Source organism: Mesorhizobium sp. B2-6-4 (assembly GCF_006441495.1).
Lineage (GTDB): Bacteria > Pseudomonadota > Alphaproteobacteria > Rhizobiales > Rhizobiaceae > Mesorhizobium.
In genome coordinates, this window is sequence record NZ_VFUE01000027.1 from 63,830 (window position 1) to 82,976 (window position 19,147).

Genomic DNA, 19,147 nt, shown 5'->3' on the forward strand with positions numbered 1-19,147 from the left:
ATACGAGGACCAAGATCATGGCCGAACACACAGTCGCAGCCTTTGACGAAGATCTCGGACAGATCAGCAGGCTGATCCGCGACATGGGCGATCTCGCCTCATCGATGGTCGGCGGCGCGACCAAGGCGCTCCTGAATTCCGACAACGCGCTCGCCCAGCGCGTCGTCTCCGACGACGCGATCATGGATGCGCGCCAGCGCGAACTCGACGACCGCGCCATCACCCTGATCGCCAAGCGGCAGCCCATGGCGGACGATCTGCGCCATGTCGTCGGCTCGATCCGCATGGCGGGCGATCTCGAACGCATCGGCGATCTCGCCAAGAACATCGCCAAGCGCGTCGGCACCGTCGGCCTTGCCGCCACGCCGCGCGACCTGTCGCACTCCATCGACGCCATGGCGCAGCTTGTGCTGATCCAGGTGCAAGGCGTGATCGAGGAGTATGCGGCGCGCGATGCCGCGGCACTTGCCAAGCTGCGCGCCGACGATGAACGCATCGACGTCAAATACACGTCGGTCTTCCGCGAGCTGCTGACCTACATGATGGAGGATCCGCGCAACATCACCGCCTGCACGCATCTTTTGTTCTGCGCCAAGAATCTCGAGCGCATCGGCGATCACGTGACCAACATTGCCGAAAATGCCTATTATGTGCTGACCGGCACGCAATTGCCCGCCAATCGCCCGAAGCAGGACGAGACGGCGATGTCGGCGCCAGCGGCTTGACGGCAGGGGTGACCAGTCGATGATCGCGCCACGCATCATGGTGGTGGAGGACGAGGAGCCGCTGGGTGTGCTGCTCCGTTACAATCTGGAATCGGAGGGTTACCAGGTCGAGGTGGTGACGCGCGGCGACGAGGCCGAGATCCGCCTGCAGGAGAATGTGCCCGACCTTCTGGTGCTCGACTGGATGGTGCCGGCGGTTTCCGGCATCGAGCTCTGCCGCCGTCTCCGGATGCGGCCCGAGACCGAGCGGCTGCCGATCATCATGCTGACGGCGCGCGGCGAGGAAAGCGACCGGGTGCGCGGTCTCTCCACCGGCGCCGACGACTATCTGGTCAAGCCGTTCTCAACGCCGGAATTCATGGCACGCGTCAAGGCGCTGCTGCGCCGCGCCAAGCCCGAAGTTCTGTCCAGCGTGCTCAAGGTCGGCGACATCGTGCTCGACCGTGAATCGCACCGGGTCTACCGCAAGAAAAGCGAGATCCGGCTCGGGCCGACCGAGTTCCGCCTGCTCGAATTCATGATGCGACATCCCGGCCGCGTGTTCTCGCGCAGCCAACTGCTCGACAATGTCTGGGGCGAAACGATCTATATCGACGAGCGCACCGTGGACGTGCATGTCGGCCGGCTGCGCAAGGCGGTCAACAACGGCCGCATGCCTGACGTGATCCGCACCATTCGGGGCGCGGGGTACGCGATCCGCGAAGACTAGGGATATGTCACGCAACGTTCTCGCCTATGCCTGATTTCGCCTGTGCCCCCGGCGCGAAAATTTCCTGGTCGACGAAGGTTAGCGCGCGCATGGCGCAGCCCTCGCGGATCAGCGGCAGTTCGTTCGGCTCGGTGTCGAAGGAAATCGATTTCGAGTGCTGGCCGCCGGCGGTCTGGGCAATGGCCTCGCGCAGAGCCGGCTCGATCAGGTCGAAGGCGGCGGCGCTGACGCCGACCATGGCGACCGGCGCCGGATCGATCAGGGCGAACAGGCTGCCAAGGCCGTAACCCAGCGCCTCGCCGGCCTTGCGGTAGGCTTCGCGCTCCGGCCCGTCCTTTTCGCGCGCCGAGGCCGCCAGGGTGCGCATGTCGGCGTCGCTGACGTCGACGGGCTGGGTGTCCTCGCCAAGCTGCCTCGCGTTGCGCCAAATGGCATAGTTGCCGGCATAGGCCTCGACGCAGCCGCGCCGCCCGCAGCGGCAGAGCGCCCCGCCGGGGCGATGGATCATGTGGCCGAACTCGCCTCCGGATGAATGGGTGCCGGTGAACAGTTCACCCTTCAGCACCAAGCCCATGCCGATGCCGTGCGACAAAAGTATGGCGATGAAGTCGTCGCGGTAGCGCTGGGGATCGCGCCAGCGCAGCGCCACCGCCATCATGTTGCAATCGTTCTCCATGGTGGCGGGAATGCCGAACTCGGCCTCCAGTATGTCGGCGAAGGCGATGTCGGTCTGCGGCGTGATCGGCGACCACAGCATGGCGCGCGCATCCGTGTCGGTGATGCCCTGGATCGCCAGCGCGATACGGGCGATGCTGCCGACGTCGAGGTCGGGATCCTCGAACCGCCGCCTGACGATGGCCACGCATTCGCCGATCAGCGCCTCGCGTGACAGGGTCAGCGTGTCCAGCCGGCGCTGCTCCTCAGATATCACCTGGCCGGCATAGTCGATGACTGCGACGGAGAGGAAATTCAGCGACAGCACAACGGTCATCACCGCCGCGGCTTCAGGGTTGAGGCTGAGGCCGACCTGCGGCCGGCCGCGTTTCAGCGCACCGGCCTCGCTCGGCTTGCTCTGCGCCAGGATGCCTTCGCCAATCAGGTCGGAGGAGATCGCCGATATGGTGGAATGGCTGAGCCCGGTGGTCGCGGCAATCTCGGTGCGCGAGGGCTGCCCGGCACGGCGCACGGCCGCGATCACCATCGCCCGGTTGCGTCGGCGCAAATCATCGTGGCGGATTCCGACCGACATGTTTCTCGCATCCTCCCCGTCGCCGCGTTCTCTCCCCAGGATCCCGACGACCGTCAAATACTGGCAGAACCGGCCTTGGCTGTCATTATTTATTCCGGAGCTCGAAAAAAATTCACGAGGACATCAAAATACATCAGAATCGACGTTGACAGTGTTCCGACGATGGACCAGTGTTTTTTCGAGGCTCGAAAAAATAGAGCCTTTGTGCCGGCCTACGGGCCTGTTTGGTCGCGCCATACGCGGCGCAGGGAGGATTAAGATGAAGAGATTCACAGCCGCCATCCTGGCGGGTGTCGCCATGTCGCTGACGCTCGCGTCGGTCGCGCAGGCGAAGGACAAGGTCATCGGCGTTTCCTGGTCGAACTTCCAGGAAGAGCGCTGGAAGACCGACGAGGCCGCCATGAAGAAGGCGATCGAAGCCGCCGGCGACAAGTATATTTCCGCCGACGCCCAGTCCAATCCCGGCAAGCAGCTCACCGACGTCGAGAGCCTGATCTCCCAGGGCGCCAATTCGCTGATCATCCTGGCGCAGGACGCCTCCGCCATCGGCCCGGCGGTGCAGAAGGCGCTCGACGAAGGCATTCCGGTCGTCGGCTATGACCGCCTGATCGAGAACAAGGACGTCTTCTATCTCACCTTCGACAACAAGGAAGTCGGCCGCATGCAGGCCCGCGAAGTGTTCAAGGTGAAGCCGGAAGGCAACTACGTCTTCATCAAGGGCTCGGGTGCCGATCCGAATGCCGATTTCCTGTTCTCGGGCTCCATGGAAGTGCTCAAGGACGCCATCGACAGCGGCAAGATCAAGAATGTCGGCGAAGCCTATACGGATGGCTGGCTGCCGGCCAACGCGCAGAAGAACATGGAGCAGTTCCTGACCGCCAACGACAACAAGGTCGACGCGGTGGTCGCGGCCAATGACGGCACTGCCGGCGGCGTCGTCGCGGCGCTGACGGCTCAAGGCCTGGCCGGTACCGTTCCGGTCTCGGGCCAGGACGGCGACCACGCGGCGCTGAACCGCATCGCCCTCGGCACGCAGACCGTGTCGGTGTGGAAGGACGCGCGTGAACTCGGCAAGAATGCCGCCGAGATCGCCTCGCAGCTGGCCGACGGCAAGAAGATGACCGATATCGCCGGCGTCAAGGACTTCACAACGCCCGGTGGGAACACCGTCAAATCGCTGTTCCTGACCCCGGTTGCGATCACCAAGGACAATCTCAACGTCGTCATCGACGCCGGCTGGATCAAGAAAGACGAGGTCTGTGCCGGCGTCGCGGCGGGCAGCGTAGCGGCCTGCAACTGATCTTCCATTTCATGCGATGAACGCCGCGGCTGCCAAGCCGCGGCGTTTTTTCAAGAAGATTTGTTTTTCCGCCCCGGGCGGGTAACTTCTAGGCTGGCTTCCGGCATCCCGCATCGGACGGGCAGGCCGGTGGGAGAAAATCATGACCGATACGACGTCCAACCCGCAGGCCGACACCGCGCGTGCGTCGGAACTCGGCGCCGTCGCCCGGTTCCTTAAGGCGACCGAGATCGACACGCGCATGCTCGGCATGATCGGCGCGCTGCTGCTGATCTGGATCGGGTTGCATGTCTTGTCCAGCCTGCGTCTCGGCGTCAATCCGCTCGATTTCGACAGCCGTACCTTTCTCACGCCGCGCAATCTGTGGAACCTGTCGGTGCAGACCTCGGCCGTCGCCATCATGGCCTGCGGCATGGTGCTGGTCATCGTCATGCGCAATATCGATCTGTCCGTCGGTTCCGCCGAAGGGTTGATCGGCATGGTCATGGGCTTCGCCCAGGTGCATTTCCTAGTGCGCTTCGTCGGGCTTGAGCTTGGCAACCCATGGATCTGGGTGCTGGCGCTGGTCATCGGCCTGGTGCTCGGTCTGTTGATCGGCGCCTTCCAGGGCTTTGTCATCGCCTATCTCGAAGTGCCGGCCTTTATCGTGACGCTGGGCGGGCTTCTGGTCTGGCGCGGTGCGGCATGGTGGGTTACCAGCGGCCAGACGGTGGCGCCGCTCAACGCGACGTTCCAGCTGATGGGCGGCGGCCCGGCCGGATCGATCGGCGCGACCTGGAGCTGGGTGGTCGGCATCGCCGCCTGCCTTGCGGTGGTGCTTGCGCTGTTCAACGGGCGGGTACAGCGCAAGCGCTTCCGTTTCCCGCTGCGTCCGATCTGGGCCGAGACGCTGATCGGCGTGGTCACCTGCGCCGTCATCATGGGCGCGGTTTGGCTGGCCAATTCCTATCCATGGCCTGTCGGCATCGTGAACAGATATGCAGCCGCCAACAACATAACCGTGCCCGAGGGCGGCCTGTTCATCGCCCACGGCATCGCCATACCGGTGCTGATGGCCATCGCCGTCGGGCTGGTCATGACCTTCATCACCAAACGCACCCGTTTTGGTCGCTATGTCTTTGCCATTGGCGGCAATCCGGAAGCAGCCAACCTCGCCGGCATCAACACGCGCTGGATCACGATGAAAGTGTTCATGATCATGGGCGTGCTGGCCACGATCGCCGCCGCGATCTCGTCGGCCCGGCAGAACTCGGCCACCAACGTGCTCGGAACGCTCGATGAATTGCTGGTGATCGCGGCGGCCGTCATCGGCGGCACGTCGCTCGCCGGCGGTTCGGGAACGATCATCGGCGCCATGCTGGGCGCGCTTCTGATGCAGTCGCTGCAATCCGGCATGGTGCTGCTCGGCGTCGACTCGCCTCTGCAGAGCATCGTCGTCGGCGCCGTGCTGGTCATCGCGGTGTGGCTCGACACCGTCTATCGCAAACGCGTTTGAGGGAGGAGGACAATCATGGCTGACAGGATCGCTCCCGCCGGCAACCCGCTGGTCGACATGCGCAACATCTCAATCGCGTTCGGCGGCATTCGCGCCGTCGACGATGCCTCGATCGATCTTTTCCCCGGCGAGGTCGTGGCCCTGCTCGGCCATAACGGCGCCGGCAAGTCGACACTGATCAAGATCCTGTCGGGCGCCTACAAGCGTGACGCGGGCCAAATCTTCGTCAACGGCGAAGAGGCTTCGATCTCCAACCCGCGCGATGCCAAGAAATACGGCATCGAGACGATCTACCAGACCCTGGCGCTCGCCGACAATGTCGACGCCGCCGCCAACCTGTTCCTCGGCCGCGAGCTGAGGACCGCCTGGGGCACGCTCGATGATGTCGCCATGGAGGCCGAGGCGCGCAAGGTGATGGGCAGGCTCAATCCCCGCTTCCAGCGCTTCAAGGAGCCGGTGATCAAGCTGTCGGGCGGACAGCGGCAGTCGGTGGCGATCGCACGCGCGATCCTGTTCAACGCCCGCATCCTGATCATGGACGAGCCGACGGCAGCACTTGGACCGCAGGAAACGGCCCAGGTCGGGGAACTGGTCAGGCAGCTCAAGTCCGACGGCATCGGCATCTTCCTGATCAGCCATGACATTCACGACGTATTCGAACTGGCCGACCGGGTGTGCGTCATGAAAAACGGCCAGGTCGTCGGCACTGCCCGCACCACCGATGTGACCCAGGACGAGGTGCTGGGCATGATCATCCTGGGCAAATGTCCGCCTGGCGCCATTCCCGGACCAGGCGCGCTGAAGATCGCCGCCTGAAGCCTGCTGGCCTGAGCCCGTTACCGATCTGCCGATCAGGTGATATGCCAGCCGGCGGGATGGCTTGGCCTTGCCATTGTGTTGGCCGGGCGACTTGCCCATAAAGGGCTCACATGCTGATAGGCCGCATTATCCGTTGAAGAAGCTTTTTCCAATCGTCGCTTTCGTTGCCGTTGCGCTGATCAGCATGACAATGGCGGGGTTCGCCTATTTCGCGACGCAAGAGGCGGCTCGCATCAAGTTCGACGCGACCGCGGACGATGCGCTCAACCGTATCGAGAGCCGGATCGACCTGCAGCTGTCGCTGCTGCGCTCGTCGCAAGCCTTGTTCGACGCCCGCAATGGCGACATCTCGCAGAGCGAGTTCAAAGCGTTCTTCAATGCCCTCAACGTCGATACCAATTTCGCCGGCCTGCGCGGCATCGGCTTTCTCCGGCTGGTGAAAGCAGGCGACGAGGCGACGGTCGAGCGCGACATGCTGCATGACCAGGGCACCAGGCGTGCGATCTATCCGGACACCACGCAGCCATGGCGGACGCCCGTTGTGCTGTTCGAGCCGCTCGACCCGTCCAACAAGGCCAGCATCGGCTATGACATGTTCACCGAGCCCGTGCGGCGCGCGGCAATCGAGAAGGCAATGGCAGATGACCAGCAGCACGCGAGCGGGCTGGTGCAACTCGGCCAGGACACGGGTGCAGCACAGACCTTCACCGGCTTTCTCGTCTTCGTGCGGCTCAACGTCGAGACCGCACCTGATGCCATAAACGCATCGCGATCCTCGACGGTAGGCTTTCTCTACGCGGCCTTCCGGGCCAGGGAGTTGTTCCAGATCGCGCTCAGCCGCGCGCCGCTGCTGCCGGTCAACACCGAAATCTACGATGGCGGCGTCGATCCGGATCATCTGCTGTTCCGGTCGGAGACGCCGCCCGTGTCGGGCTTTGGCGACAGGCTGCTGGTCACCCGCAAGATCAGCGTGGCGGGCCGTCCGTGGACCGTGCAGTTCAGGCCGACAAGCGCCTTCTCGCAGCCATCATCACGGGCCATCCCGGTCATGCTCGGCCTGTTCGGGTTGCTGCTGGCCGGCGCCATCGCGCTTGTCGCGCGCTATCAGGAGCGAGCCTACGAGGCAGCGTCGCTGCTGCATGAGACGACGGAAAAGAGCCTGCTCGAAAAGGATTTGATGCTGCAGGAGATGAAGCATCGCATCAAGAATTCGATCACGCGAGTGCTGGCGATCGCGCGCCAGACCGCGTCACGTGCCAGCGACGTCAATGAGTTCTCGGCATCTTTCTCGGCCCGGCTGCAGGCAATGGCCGCGTCCCAGGACATGCTGACGCGCTCGCGCTGGCAGAAGGCGGATCTCGGCGATCTCCTGCGCATCGAGCTTGGCCAAGTGTTCGGAAAGGAGCTGCCGGAAGAGCTTTTGTCCGGGCCGGAGGTGCTGCTTGACGAAACCACGACGCAGGCACTGGGCCTCACCTTCCACGAACTGGCAACGAATGCGCTGAAATATGGCGAGGCCGGCAATACGGTCGGCGCCCTCAGGATCGAATGGTCGGTCGAAGGGCGCGGGCGTGGCCGGGTCTTGGCTCTGAGCTGGCAGGAAACCGGGCAGAAGAAGGTCGACGCCCCGGCCACGACCGGCTTCGGCACCAAATTGATCGACCTCAATGTCACGCGTGAGCTGCGTGGCACGATCCACCGCGATTATCGCGATGACGGATTGAATGTGGAAATCAGGATTCCGCTGCCGGCGTGAATGCCATCGGGCCTTGGCGGAATCGCTCGAGGCTTCACGCGGCGGCCAATAAATTGCCGCACCGCTGCCGGGTTCGCGAATGAGCCCGACAGCGCGCGATTCAAGTTGCTCGGAGCGGTTCAGCGTCTGATAGATCGCCGATCCGCTCCTTGCTCGCAATTCCGGCGGGAAAACCGCTCCGCGCTTTTCCCGCCGGAATTACCTTAGTTGCAGCGAGCCGTGTAGATGCGACCCCGATGATCGCGATACTGGCAGTATCCATTGCGCAGGTTGCGGACCAGCAGGCCGGAGCCGGCACCGACGGCCGCGCCGATCAGCGCGCCCTTGCCGCCGCCGACCAAGCCGCCCACGCCGGCGCCGATCAAGCCACCGCCGACGACATCCTGCTCGGTCGAGGTACAGCCGCTGACGGCGACCACGGCAGCCATGGCAATAAGAATTTTCCGCATAGGGTCACTCCTCACTTCGTGTCCTCACTTTAATAAGCTCCAGCCGTCACTTAGCATGAAAAAACGACCTTTGCTGCTCCAATTTATTGTTGGTGAAGAGAGTCTTTTTCTGGGCGCAGCTTTCCGATGCCTCGGCCGCCGAAAAACCCGAGCGATGTGCGCGCGCGAACGTGGGGGCGGGATCAGGCCAGCTGGGACAGGGCGATCAGGACAATTGCCGCGGCCAACGCCGGAGCGACGATGGGCAGCAGGATGCCATGAGCAACCGGCGATGCCGTGGATGTCTCGGGATCCTGGAATTCGCCAATCGAAATGCGAGCGGCCTGCTCGAGTCTGTTGATATCGGCGACCGTCAAGGCGCTCCTCCCCACTATGCTGCGGCAAAGCCCTCGAAAGCATGCTCGTCGGCTCGGCAGTTCCATCGGTATCTGGCAAAAACAGCATCTGCTTCTATGGTGAACAGCCGGTTAAAAAATGGCGGTCGCCTACTCCGTCTCGAAATTGCCGTGCGGAACAACGAGATGGTATTCGAGGCGACCATCCGCGATCTCGAGGCGCGCCGTTCCGTTCAGGGAAGAGGGCACTACGCGTTCCAGTGCGACGCTGCCGAAGCGCTTTTTGCCCTCTTGGTTGCTGTCGGTTCCTATGGTTTCGGCCCAGGTCAGCGACAGGGCAATGCCGCCATCGGCGGCGGTGTCGAGGACGGCGGTCACTTCGACGGAGCCCTCCGGCCGCGACAGGGCGCCATAGCTGACCGAGTTGACGGCCAGTTCATGCATCGCAAGGCCGATATGCAGCGCGGCGTTGGGATTGAGGTAAGGATTTGCGCCGCGGAAGCGAAGGCTGTGCGACGCCTCCGTCCCGTAGCGGCCGACCTGACCGGCGACGAGTTCGCGAAGGGCAGCACCGCGCCAGTTGGAGGAGGTTACCAAATCCTGGGAGGAGGCCAGCGACTGGAGCCGGCCGCGAAAGCGGGTCAGGAAATCGCCGATGCTGTCGGAATAGCGCCCCGTCTGGGTGGCGATGCTCTGGATGATTGCCAGCAAATTCTTCGAGCGGTGCGTGACTTCGCGCAACAGCGTCGTCAGCGTCTGTTCGCGGCGTCGCTGCTCGGTCGTCTCGACCATGGTGGTGACGACACCTTGCACGTCGCCGGCCTCGCCATGGTCGGCGTCGATCCAGACCTGAAACCAGCGCATGCCGTCCTCCATCGGGACGCCGATCTCGAGGCGCTGCGGATCGCCGCTTGCGACGACATTGCGCTTGGCAGCGCCAATGCGGTCGGCCTGTGCCGGCGGCAGGATGCCGTCGCCCTCGCTGCTGTCGGCGGCCCAGGGCGCACGCATGTTCCGCGCCCAGACCGTTTTCATGTCGCGGTCCTGGTAGAGGACGGAAATGCCGGCATTGTGCAGTGCGTGGAGAAGCGCCCGGCCAAGTTGCATGCCGCTTTCGGCGGGATGCAGGGCGATGACCTCGTCGCCCCGCTCGTTCTTCTTGGTATCTCGAGCCCTGGAACGCATCCGACCTGTTCACCCAACTCAGGCTGAACGGCTCACCGTCCAATGGGTTCCAAGGCAGGTTTTACGGGAACCAGACGCCCAAAAGCGGTCCGCCGGGCGGCGTCCTTGTGGGGCACCACCCGGCGGTGGCTGGAAACCGTTTGAGGGGTGCGGCTTCCAGTGTTCGCCTGATAACTCTCAGGCCCGTCTGAACAGGCCGGCGAGAAGCGAAATGATGAGGAAAGCGAGAAAGATGAAGAACAATATCTGCGCTATCCCGGCAGATGTACCGGCAATTCCGCCGAAACCAAGCGCGCCGGCGATGATTGCCACGACAAGAAATACGAGCGCCCAGTAAAGCATGGTTCCATCTCCTTCCAACTATGTGAGAAAAACGTGGGTGGATGCGGTTTGTTCCACTTTTTGCCGAAAAAGACGATCCCCCCGCGCACCATCGTGGCGCGCAAAAGCAAGGTGCGGCCAGCGGAACCTTCCGGCTGGTCGCGCCCTGCTTTTGCGCGCGTTTGCGACTTCAGTTGCGCATGGCTATGCGGCTGCTTTCGCCTGCCGGTCGAAGAACAGAGCCTGGCTGATCAACGCCTTGACCATGTCCGGGTTGAACGGCTTCGTCACCAGGAAAGCCGGTTCGGGCCGCTCGCCGGTCAGGAGACGCTCGGGAAAGGCGGTGATGAAGATCACCGGCACGGAAGTCGACGACAGAATCTCGTTCACCGCCTCGATGCCCGAGCTGCCGTCGGCGAGTTGGATGTCCGCGAGCACCATCTTCGGCCGCGTCTTGCCGAACATCGTCACCGCTTCGGCATGGGTGCGGGCGGTGCCGACGACCCGATGGCCCAGGCTCTCGACCATCTCCTCTATATCCATGGCGATCAGCGGTTCATCCTCGATGATCAGCACGTCGGTCGCCACCTGGCGGGAAATCTCGTTGCTCGCCTGGGCAAGCAGTTCTGAGAATTCCTGTTCGCCGACGCCAAGAATTTCGGCCGCCTCATCCTCGCTGAAACCCTCGACGGCCACCAGAAGGAAGGCCTGGCGGGGAAGCGGCGCGATCGCATTGAGATTGGCCGCAGCGCGCTGTTCCCATGCCGATTGCGCCTGTTCTTGTGGAACGCGGATGGCGACGGACGTGAACAGTTTGGCGAAGACCTTGTACAGCGCGATTCGCTCGCTGGATGCCTCGGGAAAAATGTCGACATCGGCGATGATGGCCTCGAGCATCGCGGCAACCAGCGCGTCGCCGCTCTCCTGCGATCCCGATACGGCACGCGAGAAGCGGCGCAGGAACGGCAGGTGCGGAGCGATGGTGGCGGATAAACTCATGACGGACGTCTCCCTCAGATGACGTGATTGACTAAAAATGCAGGTCAAGCCCATTGCAAGCCCCAACGACACAAACGCGGGCTTTCGCAAAAAGTTCCGGCCCCGGGAACTAATACGCCTGAACGGCGTTTGAATTGGGGATGGGCAACCAGACGAGGATGCCGCTTGTGTTGTGTTGAGTTATGTTGAGCGGCTATGGGGCTGGATTAAAGGGCGAAATGAAGGAAATGACGAAAGATGTCTTGACTGGCGCCTCAATCAGGCGCCGGAACGGCGTGGGCGACCCGCTCGGGCCGAATTCCGAAATCGGACGCAAACTCAAGCAGTATTACGACGAGCTGGTCTCCGACGATGTGCCGGATCGTTTCGCGCAGTTGCTCAGCCAACTGGAGCGGGCCGAGCCCGCACAGAAAAAGGACTGAGGCATGGCAACGGTCTCACAAGGCTTCAAGACCGATCTGCTTGGGGCAATACCGAGCTTGCGTGCCTTCGCAGTGTCACTGACGCAGAATGCCGACAAGGCCGACGACCTCGTGCAGGAAACGCTGGTCAAGGCCTGGGACAAGCATGAGAGCTTTCAGCCCGGTACCAACCTGAAGGCATGGCTCTTCACCATCCTGCGCAACGAGTTCTATTCGCAGATGCGCAAACGCGGCCGCGAGGTGCAGGACAGCGACGGCATCATGACAGCCAGGCTTGCGGTGCATCCCGCCCAGCACGGCCAGCTCGACCTCAAGGATTTCCGCGGTGCGCTCGAGCAGCTGCCCGAAGACCAGCGCGAGGCCATCATCCTCATCGGCGCCTCGGGCTTCTCTTACGAGGAGGCGGCCGAGATTTGCGGTTGCGCGGTCGGGACGATCAAGAGCCGCGTCAGCCGAGCCCGCACGCGCCTGCAGGAGATACTGAAAATCTCCGGCGAAGACGAGTACGGTCCCGATGCGATCTCAGCACAGGTCACGGGCACGGCGGCGCACTAAAGCGTCGCATCGAAACGGCTGACAGAATCGCCATCGCATCCGCTCTGACTCTTACGCGATGCGGCGTCGTCAGGCGGGCGGGACTCGTCCGCAGGCCCGGGCCACCGCTTCCACAAGATCTTCGCCCGAATAAGGTTTGCTGACCAGCCTTATCCCTGGAAAGGCAACCTTGATCTCGTCCGCATCCGAATAACCGGAGGCAAAGACGAAGGGCACGCCCGTTTCACGCAGGCGCGATGCAAAGTCGAAAGTCGGAGTGCCCCCCAGCATGAGGTCGACGATCGCCGCATCGAATTGGGTGGCAACCTGTCGGCCATCGATCTCGGCCAGGTCACGGACAAGCACCACGTCGTCGGCGCCGTGATCACGGCAAAGCTGCTCGACATCCATGGCGATGAGAAATTCATCTTCCAGGACAAGAATGCGCAATCCGTCAAGCAAAGGCGACACAGGCAATGGCTCCTTGAAACGCAGCGAGTCATGATCGCTATTTGACGCGCTGTCATTTAAAAAAGACATGCCACCGCTGCGGCTGAGCCCGCGGCTCTCGAGGAGCGGTCGAAATGTCAATCCAGAACGGCCTTGCTTCCTCCAGCCGCCGGTACGATTGCGAGAATTGCCCACTGCGGCCCCTGCCGGGTTTCCGCAAATTCGAGAGATCGGAACTGGCCTTCATCGACAAATTGAAGAAAGGCGAGCTCGCGGTCGACAAGGGCGCAACGGTGCTGGTGGAAGGACGCCGCAGCGCCCATCTCTACACGGTGCTGTCGGGCTGGGCTTTCCGTTACAAGCTGTTGTCGGATGGCCGCCGTCAAATCCTCAACTACGCCGTCCCTGGAGATCTCATCGGGCTGCAAGGCGGCGTGATGGGCGAAATGCAGCATTCCGTCGAAGCCTTGTCGCCGATGCTGCTTTGCGTGTTCGAGCGGGAGTCCCTGCATGAGCTTTTCCGCAACCATCCGGGCCTGGCCTATGACATCACCTGGATCGCGTCGCGCGAGGAGCGGATGCTGGACGAGAACCTGCTCAGCGTCGGCCGCCGCAGCGCGATCGAGCGCACCGCCTATCTCATCGCCTTCATCGGCAGCCGGGCCAAGGCCGTTGGCCTCAATGGCGGGCGGTTCACCCGGATCGCGTTCACGCAGCAGCACATCGCCGATACCCTCGGCCTGTCTTTGGTCCATACCAACAAGACGATTCGCAAGCTGATGGATCGCAAGCTGATCGCTTGGCGCGATGGCGGCTGCGAGATCATCGATCATGAAGGGTTGAAGCAGCTTGCCGGCTGGGAGGGGCAGGGCAAGGAACGGCGGCCGCTGATCTGACCGGATGCAGGAGGACCCGTTTTGAGCTAGGGTCCAGATCGATGGAACCGGGATGGCCTCTATCCATTGGATTGAGCGTGATCTTTTCGGCAAACCGACACCCGCTTTGCGGGATCATGCCCGTTTATCCGAGGGGCTCGGAACCTTGAGACATGCAGCGCGTTGAAACCAAAGCAATCACAGGGAGTTAAGCGATGGCAGCTGCCGCAGGAAAGAACGCAGGCGAAGCGCGGGCGAACTCGGATCTCGAAGCCGATATCAGGCAGTTGAAGACCGATATCGACAAGCTTACGAAGCAGTTGGCCAAGACAGGCGAGCATGGATACGGCACCGCCCGCCGTGCCGCCGCCGAAGGTGTCGAGCATCTGCGCGCCCAAGGCGAGGCAGCCTTTGACAGCCTGCGCAGCAACACTAGGGATATAGAGGCGCAGATAGCGGCAAGCGTGCGCGAGAAGCCGGTGACTTCATTGGCGATCGCCGCTGGCGTCGGCTTCCTGTTCGCGCTCCTGGCGCGCCGCTAGTCCCGCCCAAATGGGATTGCTGGCTTCCCTTGTCTCGGGCCTGGCTTCGGGCGAAACCGTTGCAGCCATGCGCCGCGCGCGCACGGCTGCAATCGTCTATGCGCTTGCCGCGCTCGCGGCGCTGTGCGGCCTTGGCTTCCTGATCGGGGCCGGCTATATCTGGGCTGCGGGCCGCTATGGTCCGCTCGCGGCGGCGTTGGGATTCGGCGTGGGCTTTCTGATCATCGCGGGCCTGATCTTGCTGATCTATCGCTTCTCGGCCAGCTCCCGCGCACGGCGCCGGGCAGAACGGCGCAAGGCCGACATGACGGCAATCGGCGTCACCGCCGCGCTGGCCGCGCTGCCGGCGCTGCTCAAGGGAAAGGGCGGCCTCGGAGCCATTCTCGGTCCCGCCGTGGCGTTGGCGGCCTATGCCATCTACCGCGAGAACGTGAAACCAGGTCCCGGCGAGCCGGCTGGCGGCGATCCTGATTGAGGCTGAGCTGGATTAAGGCTGGGCCCGGATTAAAGCTGGGCCGGTCACTTGGAGAGATCCTCCAGCGGCATGGATATTTCGGCAAAGACGCCTTCCGGCCGGAACTCGTGCGCCACTTCGCTGGAGATGACCTTGGCCAGGCTGCGGCGGATCAGGATCGAGCCGAAGCCATGCCGCTCGGGCGGGGCAACCGCAGGACCGCCGCTTTCGCGCCAGGTCAGCACAAGGCGCCGGTCGCTTTTTCTGCCTTGTGTCTTCCAGCTCAGATCGACCTTGCCGGATGTCGCCGACAGCGACCCATATTGTAGGGCATTGCTGGCCAGTTCGTGCAAGATCAGGCCCAGCCCCACTGCCTGGTCCGGCGACAGCAACAGATCGGGACCGGTGATCGTCATGCGCAGTTGCTCGGCGGTGTCGAAGGGCCTCACCTCGATCTGGACGAGTTCATGGATGCCGATGCCGCGCCATTCCCGGTCGGACAGCAGATTATGGGCGATGCCGAGTGCCTGGAGCCGGGCGCCGAAGGCTTCCAGGAAAGCGCTCGGCTGCCGGGCATGGCGCACGGTCTGCGTCGCCAGCGCCTGAACGGTCGCCAGCGTGTTCTTGACGCGATGATTGAGTTCGCGAAGCAGCAGCCTTTGCCTTTCCTCCCCAAGCTTGCGTTCGGATATGTCGTAATTGACCCCGAAGATCAGCGTCGGCTTGCCGTCGCCATCGCGCTCGATGACGCGGCCGCGCGTCGCCAGCCAGCGGGGTGGATGGAAGCCTTTCACGCGGTACTCGCCGAAATAGTCGTCGCCGCCGGCCAAGGCGTCGCGGAAGCGGGTTTCGGTTTGATAGACGTCGCGTGGATCTATTGCCATCAGGATGTCGCGCGCCCGCAACCGGTTCGATCGCGGCAGATTGAACAATTCCGGCAGCAAACCATCGCATTCGATCATGTCGGTGCGGATGTCCCAGGCCCAGCTGGCAAGCGATGCCGCGTCGAGCGCTATGGCGCGCCGTTTTTCTTCGCGAACCAGCGCCGCCTCGGCGATGGCGCCGCTGCGCGTCGCATCCTTCAGCGTGAACAGGCTGGCGGCTAGGCCGGCCAGCGCCTTCAACTGGTCGAGCCTGACGCGCGATGGAAAGGGACGGGGCTTGCGGTCGAAAACGCAGAGCGTTCCGATCCTGGCGCCGGCGACGGTCACCGGCGCGCCCGCAAAGAAGCGGATGTGATGCTTGCCCGTGACCAGTGAGTTGGCTTTAAAACGCGGATCCAAGGTCGCGTCGGGTACCACCATCAGTTCGCCGCCCGCGGCAATCGCATGGGCGGAGAAGGAGATGTCGGTTGCGGTCTCGATCTCGTCCAGGCCGACACGCGACTTGAACCATTGCCGCTCGACGTCGACGAGCGTAACCAGCGCGATCGGTGCGCGCATGGCGGCCGCGGCAAGGCGGCTGACGCCGTCGAAGTCGGCGTCAGTCATCGTATCCAGCGCCTGCAAGCCGTGCAGCACGGCCAGCCGGCCGGCGTCGTTGACGACGTGCATTACTTCGGCCGGAAGGCCCGGCGCCAATTTCGCCGCCTTGTTCACCAGCGCCCCCGACGCTTCCTCGCGAGCCCTCCGACTTCGCCTTCCCGACTTGCCGGCGAAGGGCTTGGCCAAACGCGGAACCTTCGTAGCAAGGAACCGTTACCCGAAGATGTTTTGCCAGAGACGCTCAACGCGTCCACATCGCATCGAGGCCGGCTATGCCCAAGACCATTCCTGAAAACAAAGCGCGTCAGGGACACTGGGGCTGGCACGGCTTGCGGATCCTGATTGCGGGACTTCTCCTGGCCTTTGTCGTTTGGGGCATCGTCGAGATTTACGGCGAGTACACGAAATCCCCGACCACCGAACAAGGCAGCGCTCCGAGCGGCTAGTCTTCTGTTCCTCGTCGGCTGCCCCTGCATCAGGCCGCCTTTGCCCGCATGGCGTGCCGCGGCACCAGCACGTTCAAGGCGCCCGGGTGGATTTCGATGGTAATTTCGTCCTCGAGCTTGATAAGTTCACCGTCGAGGACGGCGCGGTATTTCCTGGCCGCCGACCGGATCTTCAGCACAGCCCGCTCTGTCTGATGGATTTCGACATGTTCATTGTCCCGCCATTTGCCACGCGCGACGTTGAAGAAGAACTTGACCAGTTCGGCGCGCTGCCGCGCGACCGTGACATAAATGCCGAGCACGCCGCCCGCCGGATTGTCGGCAAAGGGCAGGTGACCCTCTCCAAACAGGTTGTTGGTGACGCCGACGCCGGTGGTTCGCGCCGTGATCTCGGCCTCGCCAATGGTCAGGGTGACCGTCATCGCCGGCGGATTCTTGATCGTCTGCCAAGCCGCTTTCGCGGATGCCCGCATCTTGCCCAGCCGGGAGCCGAACTCCATGTTCTGGCGTAGCTGCACCATCTTGGCGTGCATGCCGATCGAGAACTGATGCACGAAAGGCCGGCCATTGGCGGTGGCGATGTCCACCGCCATCACCTCGCCATCGGCGAAGGATCGCAAAGCCGCATCGAGCGTCTGCGGGATGCCGAGCCCGCGCGCGAAGAGGTTCATGGTGCCTGCGGGCAATATGGCCAGCGCCTTTTTCTTGCCCATCAGCCGCGCCGCCGCCGCCGATATCGTGCCATCGCCGCCGCCGGCGAGAACCACGTCGATGCCGCGACGCGAAGCCGCGTTGTCCAATGCCGGCACGATGTCCTTGCCGGCAACCACGTCGATATCGATGGAATGGCCTGCTGCCTCCAGCAGGTCGCGCATGCGATCGCGAAAGCCATCCAGGTCGAGGGTGCGCAAGGTGCCACCGTCCCGGTTCAGCACCGCCGCAAACCGCATGTCCCCTCCGTGTTCTCAAAAAAACTCCGAGCCGGAGAAGCTCCAGCCGTCGGCTGAACGGCGCAAGTGGCAAAAAGGTTCCGGATGATGCGGCGAATTTCCCTTTGCAGCACGCAAGTTGCGGGCCGCGTGTGCGGAGAATATGCGTCCTGGCTTTTGTCGGAACAATGGGCGCAGTCACGACGTTGTGATCAGGCGAATGCCGCGTTCGCCCGTCGCCGGTGACGGCGGAGGCCGGTGCGGCATGCATGAAATCAGGCACGAGGAGACACCATCATGATCCGCAATCTTCTAGCCACGACTGCTCTTGCCATGTTCGTGGCGACGGGCGCGCATGCGCAGACAACTCCGACACCGGCTGCGCCTGGCGCGGAGCAACCCGCCGCTCCTGTGGTGCACGCCGAGGGCAGCATCGCCACCAACATCATCGGTGAATCGGTTTATAACGGCACCGGCGACAATGCCGAGAATATCGGCAAAGTAACCGACATCGTCTTCGACAAGGACGGTCAGGCCAAATCCATAGTCATCGGCGTCGGGGGCTTTCTGGGCGTCGGGACGAAGAATGTCGCGTTCGATTACGACAAGCTGCAGTGGGCGGAGAAAAACGGCGACCGCTGGCTGGTCGCCCAGACGACCAAGGACCAGTTGACGGCGCAGCCGGAGTTCGACACCAAGCCCTATGCTCCGGCACCGGCCGCATCGACAGCCGCACAGGCGCCGTCCACATCCGCGCCGAGCGATACCGCCCAGGCGCCAGTCGACATGAACGCGGCTCCGGCGGAACCGGTGAAGCGCGCCGACGGCAATCTCGCCACCAATATCATCGGTGAGAGCGTCTATAACGGGACCGGCGACGATGCGCAGAACATCGGCAACGTCAACGACATCGTCCTGACCAAGGAAGGCAAGGCGCAATCACTGGTCATCGGCGTCGGCGGCTTCCTCGGCATCGGCGAGAAGAACGTCACGTATGATTTCGGCAAGGCCCAGTGGGCCGAGAAAAACGGCGACCGCTGGCTGGTGGCTCAAACCACCAAGGAAGAGCTGCAGGCATTGCCGGACTTCAACCGCAAGGCTTATGATCCGGCTCCGGTCACGACGGCATCGAACGCACCTGCTGCGTCCACCCCGGCCGTCGCGCCGACAACCAATACGGCTCCGATGGACAAGACGGCGCAGGCCCCGTCCGCCTCCACGCCTGATGCGACCGCTCCCGACCAGACGAAGACCGCAGCGATCGACAAATCCAAACTGACCGAAATGCCTGTCGGCGAGGTCAGGGGCGACGATCTCAAGGGTACCACAGTTTATGGCGCCAACGACGTCAAGGTCGGCGAGATCGGCGATGTCGTGCTGACGCCCGACAACAAGACCGACGCGGTCATCGTGGATGTCGGCGGTTTCCTCGGCGTCGGCGAGAAGGAAGTCGCCGTCGGCATGGACAACTTGAAATTCATGACCGACAAGGACGGTAACAAATATCTCTACACGACCTTCACCAAGGAGCAGCTCGAGGCCCAGGCCGCCTATGACAAAGGCAGCTATGCGCAGAACCGCGAGCAGCAGCGGATGATCGTGAGATAGCAACAACGGCAGTAGGGCAGTAGGGCAGTAGGGCAGTAGGGCAGTAGGGCAGTAGGGCAGT

At 63.1% G+C, this 19,147-nt stretch carries 22 protein-coding genes; 13 read left to right on the plus strand and 9 right to left on the minus strand.

What is annotated here, in order from left to right:
* Positions 1-17: 17 nt before the first annotated feature.
* Complete coding sequence (gene phoU / locus FJ426_RS28075) at positions 18-725, plus strand: phosphate signaling complex protein PhoU (protein ID WP_140500575.1); 708 nt, start codon at positions 18-20, stop codon at positions 723-725.
* 19 nt (positions 726-744) lie between these two features.
* Positions 745-1,434, plus strand: a complete 690-nt coding sequence (phoB, locus tag FJ426_RS28080; RefSeq protein WP_010911896.1) for a phosphate regulon transcriptional regulator PhoB — start codon at positions 745-747, stop codon at positions 1,432-1,434.
* Positions 1,435-1,441: 7 nt separating this feature from the next.
* Here the strand turns inward: phoB and FJ426_RS28085 are convergent, their stop codons facing one another.
* Positions 1,442-2,683: an ROK family protein gene (locus FJ426_RS28085; RefSeq protein WP_140561570.1), complete on the minus strand. Its 1,242-nt coding sequence runs from the start codon at positions 2,681-2,683 to the stop codon at positions 1,442-1,444.
* 259 nt (positions 2,684-2,942) lie between these two features.
* On the opposite strand from FJ426_RS28085, the gene xylF reads away from it, so the two are divergent.
* From xylF to FJ426_RS28105, 4 genes are all read left to right on the plus strand, one after another.
* Positions 2,943-3,983, plus strand: a complete 1,041-nt coding sequence (xylF, locus tag FJ426_RS28090; protein WP_140500579.1) for a D-xylose ABC transporter substrate-binding protein — start codon at positions 2,943-2,945, stop codon at positions 3,981-3,983.
* Positions 3,984-4,125: 142 nt separating this feature from the next.
* Positions 4,126-5,478, plus strand: coding sequence for a sugar ABC transporter permease (locus tag FJ426_RS28095; RefSeq protein WP_140561572.1), 1,353 nt, complete (start codon positions 4,126-4,128; stop codon positions 5,476-5,478).
* 15 nt (positions 5,479-5,493) lie between these two features.
* A complete protein-coding gene (locus FJ426_RS28100; protein WP_140500582.1) occupies positions 5,494-6,294 on the plus strand; it encodes an ATP-binding cassette domain-containing protein in 801 nt (266 codons plus the stop codon).
* A 136-nt stretch (positions 6,295-6,430) separates the two neighbouring features.
* Complete coding sequence (locus FJ426_RS28105; RefSeq protein ID WP_140561574.1) at positions 6,431-8,053, plus strand: CHASE domain-containing protein; 1,623 nt, start codon at positions 6,431-6,433, stop codon at positions 8,051-8,053.
* 203 nt (positions 8,054-8,256) lie between these two features.
* On the opposite strand, the gene FJ426_RS28110 is transcribed toward FJ426_RS28105, so the two are convergent.
* From FJ426_RS28110 to FJ426_RS28125, 5 genes are all read right to left on the minus strand, one after another.
* On the minus strand, positions 8,257-8,502 hold the full coding sequence (locus FJ426_RS28110) for a YMGG-like glycine zipper-containing protein (protein WP_140500585.1): 246 nt from the start codon (positions 8,500-8,502) through the stop codon (positions 8,257-8,259).
* Between the two features lie 182 nt (positions 8,503-8,684).
* Positions 8,685-8,858: a hypothetical protein gene (locus FJ426_RS31545; RefSeq protein ID WP_181172798.1), complete on the minus strand. Its 174-nt coding sequence runs from the start codon at positions 8,856-8,858 to the stop codon at positions 8,685-8,687.
* Positions 8,859-8,987: 129 nt separating this feature from the next.
* A complete protein-coding gene (locus FJ426_RS28115; protein WP_140561576.1) occupies positions 8,988-10,022 on the minus strand; it encodes a PAS domain-containing sensor histidine kinase in 1,035 nt (344 codons plus the stop codon).
* A 177-nt stretch (positions 10,023-10,199) separates the two neighbouring features.
* The gene (locus FJ426_RS28120; protein ID WP_006203859.1) at positions 10,200-10,364 is read right to left on the minus strand and encodes a DUF1328 domain-containing protein; all 165 of its coding nucleotides are present in this window, start codon (positions 10,362-10,364) and stop codon (positions 10,200-10,202) included.
* Positions 10,365-10,547: 183 nt separating this feature from the next.
* The gene (locus FJ426_RS28125) at positions 10,548-11,342 is read right to left on the minus strand and encodes a response regulator (protein ID WP_140558431.1); all 795 of its coding nucleotides are present in this window, start codon (positions 11,340-11,342) and stop codon (positions 10,548-10,550) included.
* A gap of 218 nt (positions 11,343-11,560) precedes the next feature.
* Here FJ426_RS28125 and FJ426_RS28130 point away from each other — a divergent pair, with 218 nt between their 5' ends.
* Together FJ426_RS28130 and FJ426_RS28135 are read left to right on the plus strand one after the other, a co-directional pair.
* Positions 11,561-11,764 (plus strand): NepR family anti-sigma factor, encoded by a 204-nt coding sequence (locus tag FJ426_RS28130; protein ID WP_181165418.1) that lies wholly within the window; start codon positions 11,561-11,563, stop codon positions 11,762-11,764.
* Between the two features lie 3 nt (positions 11,765-11,767).
* The gene (locus tag FJ426_RS28135) at positions 11,768-12,319 is read left to right on the plus strand and encodes an RNA polymerase sigma factor (protein WP_140500591.1); all 552 of its coding nucleotides are present in this window, start codon (positions 11,768-11,770) and stop codon (positions 12,317-12,319) included.
* A 69-nt stretch (positions 12,320-12,388) separates the two neighbouring features.
* Here the strand turns inward: FJ426_RS28135 and FJ426_RS28140 are convergent, their stop codons facing one another.
* Entirely contained in the window at positions 12,389-12,838 is a 450-nt protein-coding gene (locus FJ426_RS28140) for a response regulator (protein ID WP_140500637.1), read from the minus strand.
* A 44-nt stretch (positions 12,839-12,882) separates the two neighbouring features.
* On the opposite strand from FJ426_RS28140, the gene FJ426_RS28145 reads away from it, so the two are divergent.
* The 3 genes from FJ426_RS28145 to FJ426_RS28155 all read left to right on the plus strand — a co-directional run bounded on the left by FJ426_RS28145 (position 12,883) and on the right by FJ426_RS28155 (position 14,640).
* Entirely contained in the window at positions 12,883-13,644 is a 762-nt protein-coding gene (locus FJ426_RS28145) for a Crp/Fnr family transcriptional regulator (RefSeq protein ID WP_140561578.1), read from the plus strand.
* 194 nt (positions 13,645-13,838) lie between these two features.
* Positions 13,839-14,165, plus strand: a complete 327-nt coding sequence (locus FJ426_RS28150) for a DUF883 family protein (RefSeq protein WP_140561580.1) — start codon at positions 13,839-13,841, stop codon at positions 14,163-14,165.
* A gap of 10 nt (positions 14,166-14,175) precedes the next feature.
* Positions 14,176-14,640, plus strand: a complete 465-nt coding sequence (locus tag FJ426_RS28155; protein ID WP_140561582.1) for a hypothetical protein — start codon at positions 14,176-14,178, stop codon at positions 14,638-14,640.
* Between the two features lie 44 nt (positions 14,641-14,684).
* Here FJ426_RS28155 and FJ426_RS28160 read toward each other — a convergent pair whose 3' ends face one another.
* Positions 14,685-16,217, minus strand: coding sequence for an HWE histidine kinase domain-containing protein (locus tag FJ426_RS28160; RefSeq protein WP_224680335.1), 1,533 nt, complete (start codon positions 16,215-16,217; stop codon positions 14,685-14,687).
* A 158-nt stretch (positions 16,218-16,375) separates the two neighbouring features.
* Between FJ426_RS28160 and FJ426_RS31550 the strand changes: the two genes are divergently transcribed.
* A complete protein-coding gene (locus tag FJ426_RS31550) occupies positions 16,376-16,549 on the plus strand; it encodes a hypothetical protein (protein WP_181165417.1) in 174 nt (57 codons plus the stop codon).
* 29 nt (positions 16,550-16,578) lie between these two features.
* Here FJ426_RS31550 and FJ426_RS28165 read toward each other — a convergent pair whose 3' ends face one another.
* Positions 16,579-17,499, minus strand: a complete 921-nt coding sequence (locus FJ426_RS28165; RefSeq protein WP_140500595.1) for a diacylglycerol kinase family protein — start codon at positions 17,497-17,499, stop codon at positions 16,579-16,581.
* A gap of 276 nt (positions 17,500-17,775) precedes the next feature.
* On the opposite strand from FJ426_RS28165, the gene FJ426_RS28170 reads away from it, so the two are divergent.
* Complete coding sequence (locus FJ426_RS28170; RefSeq protein ID WP_140517892.1) at positions 17,776-19,086, plus strand: PRC-barrel domain-containing protein; 1,311 nt, start codon at positions 17,776-17,778, stop codon at positions 19,084-19,086.
* Positions 19,087-19,147 lie beyond the last annotated feature (61 nt).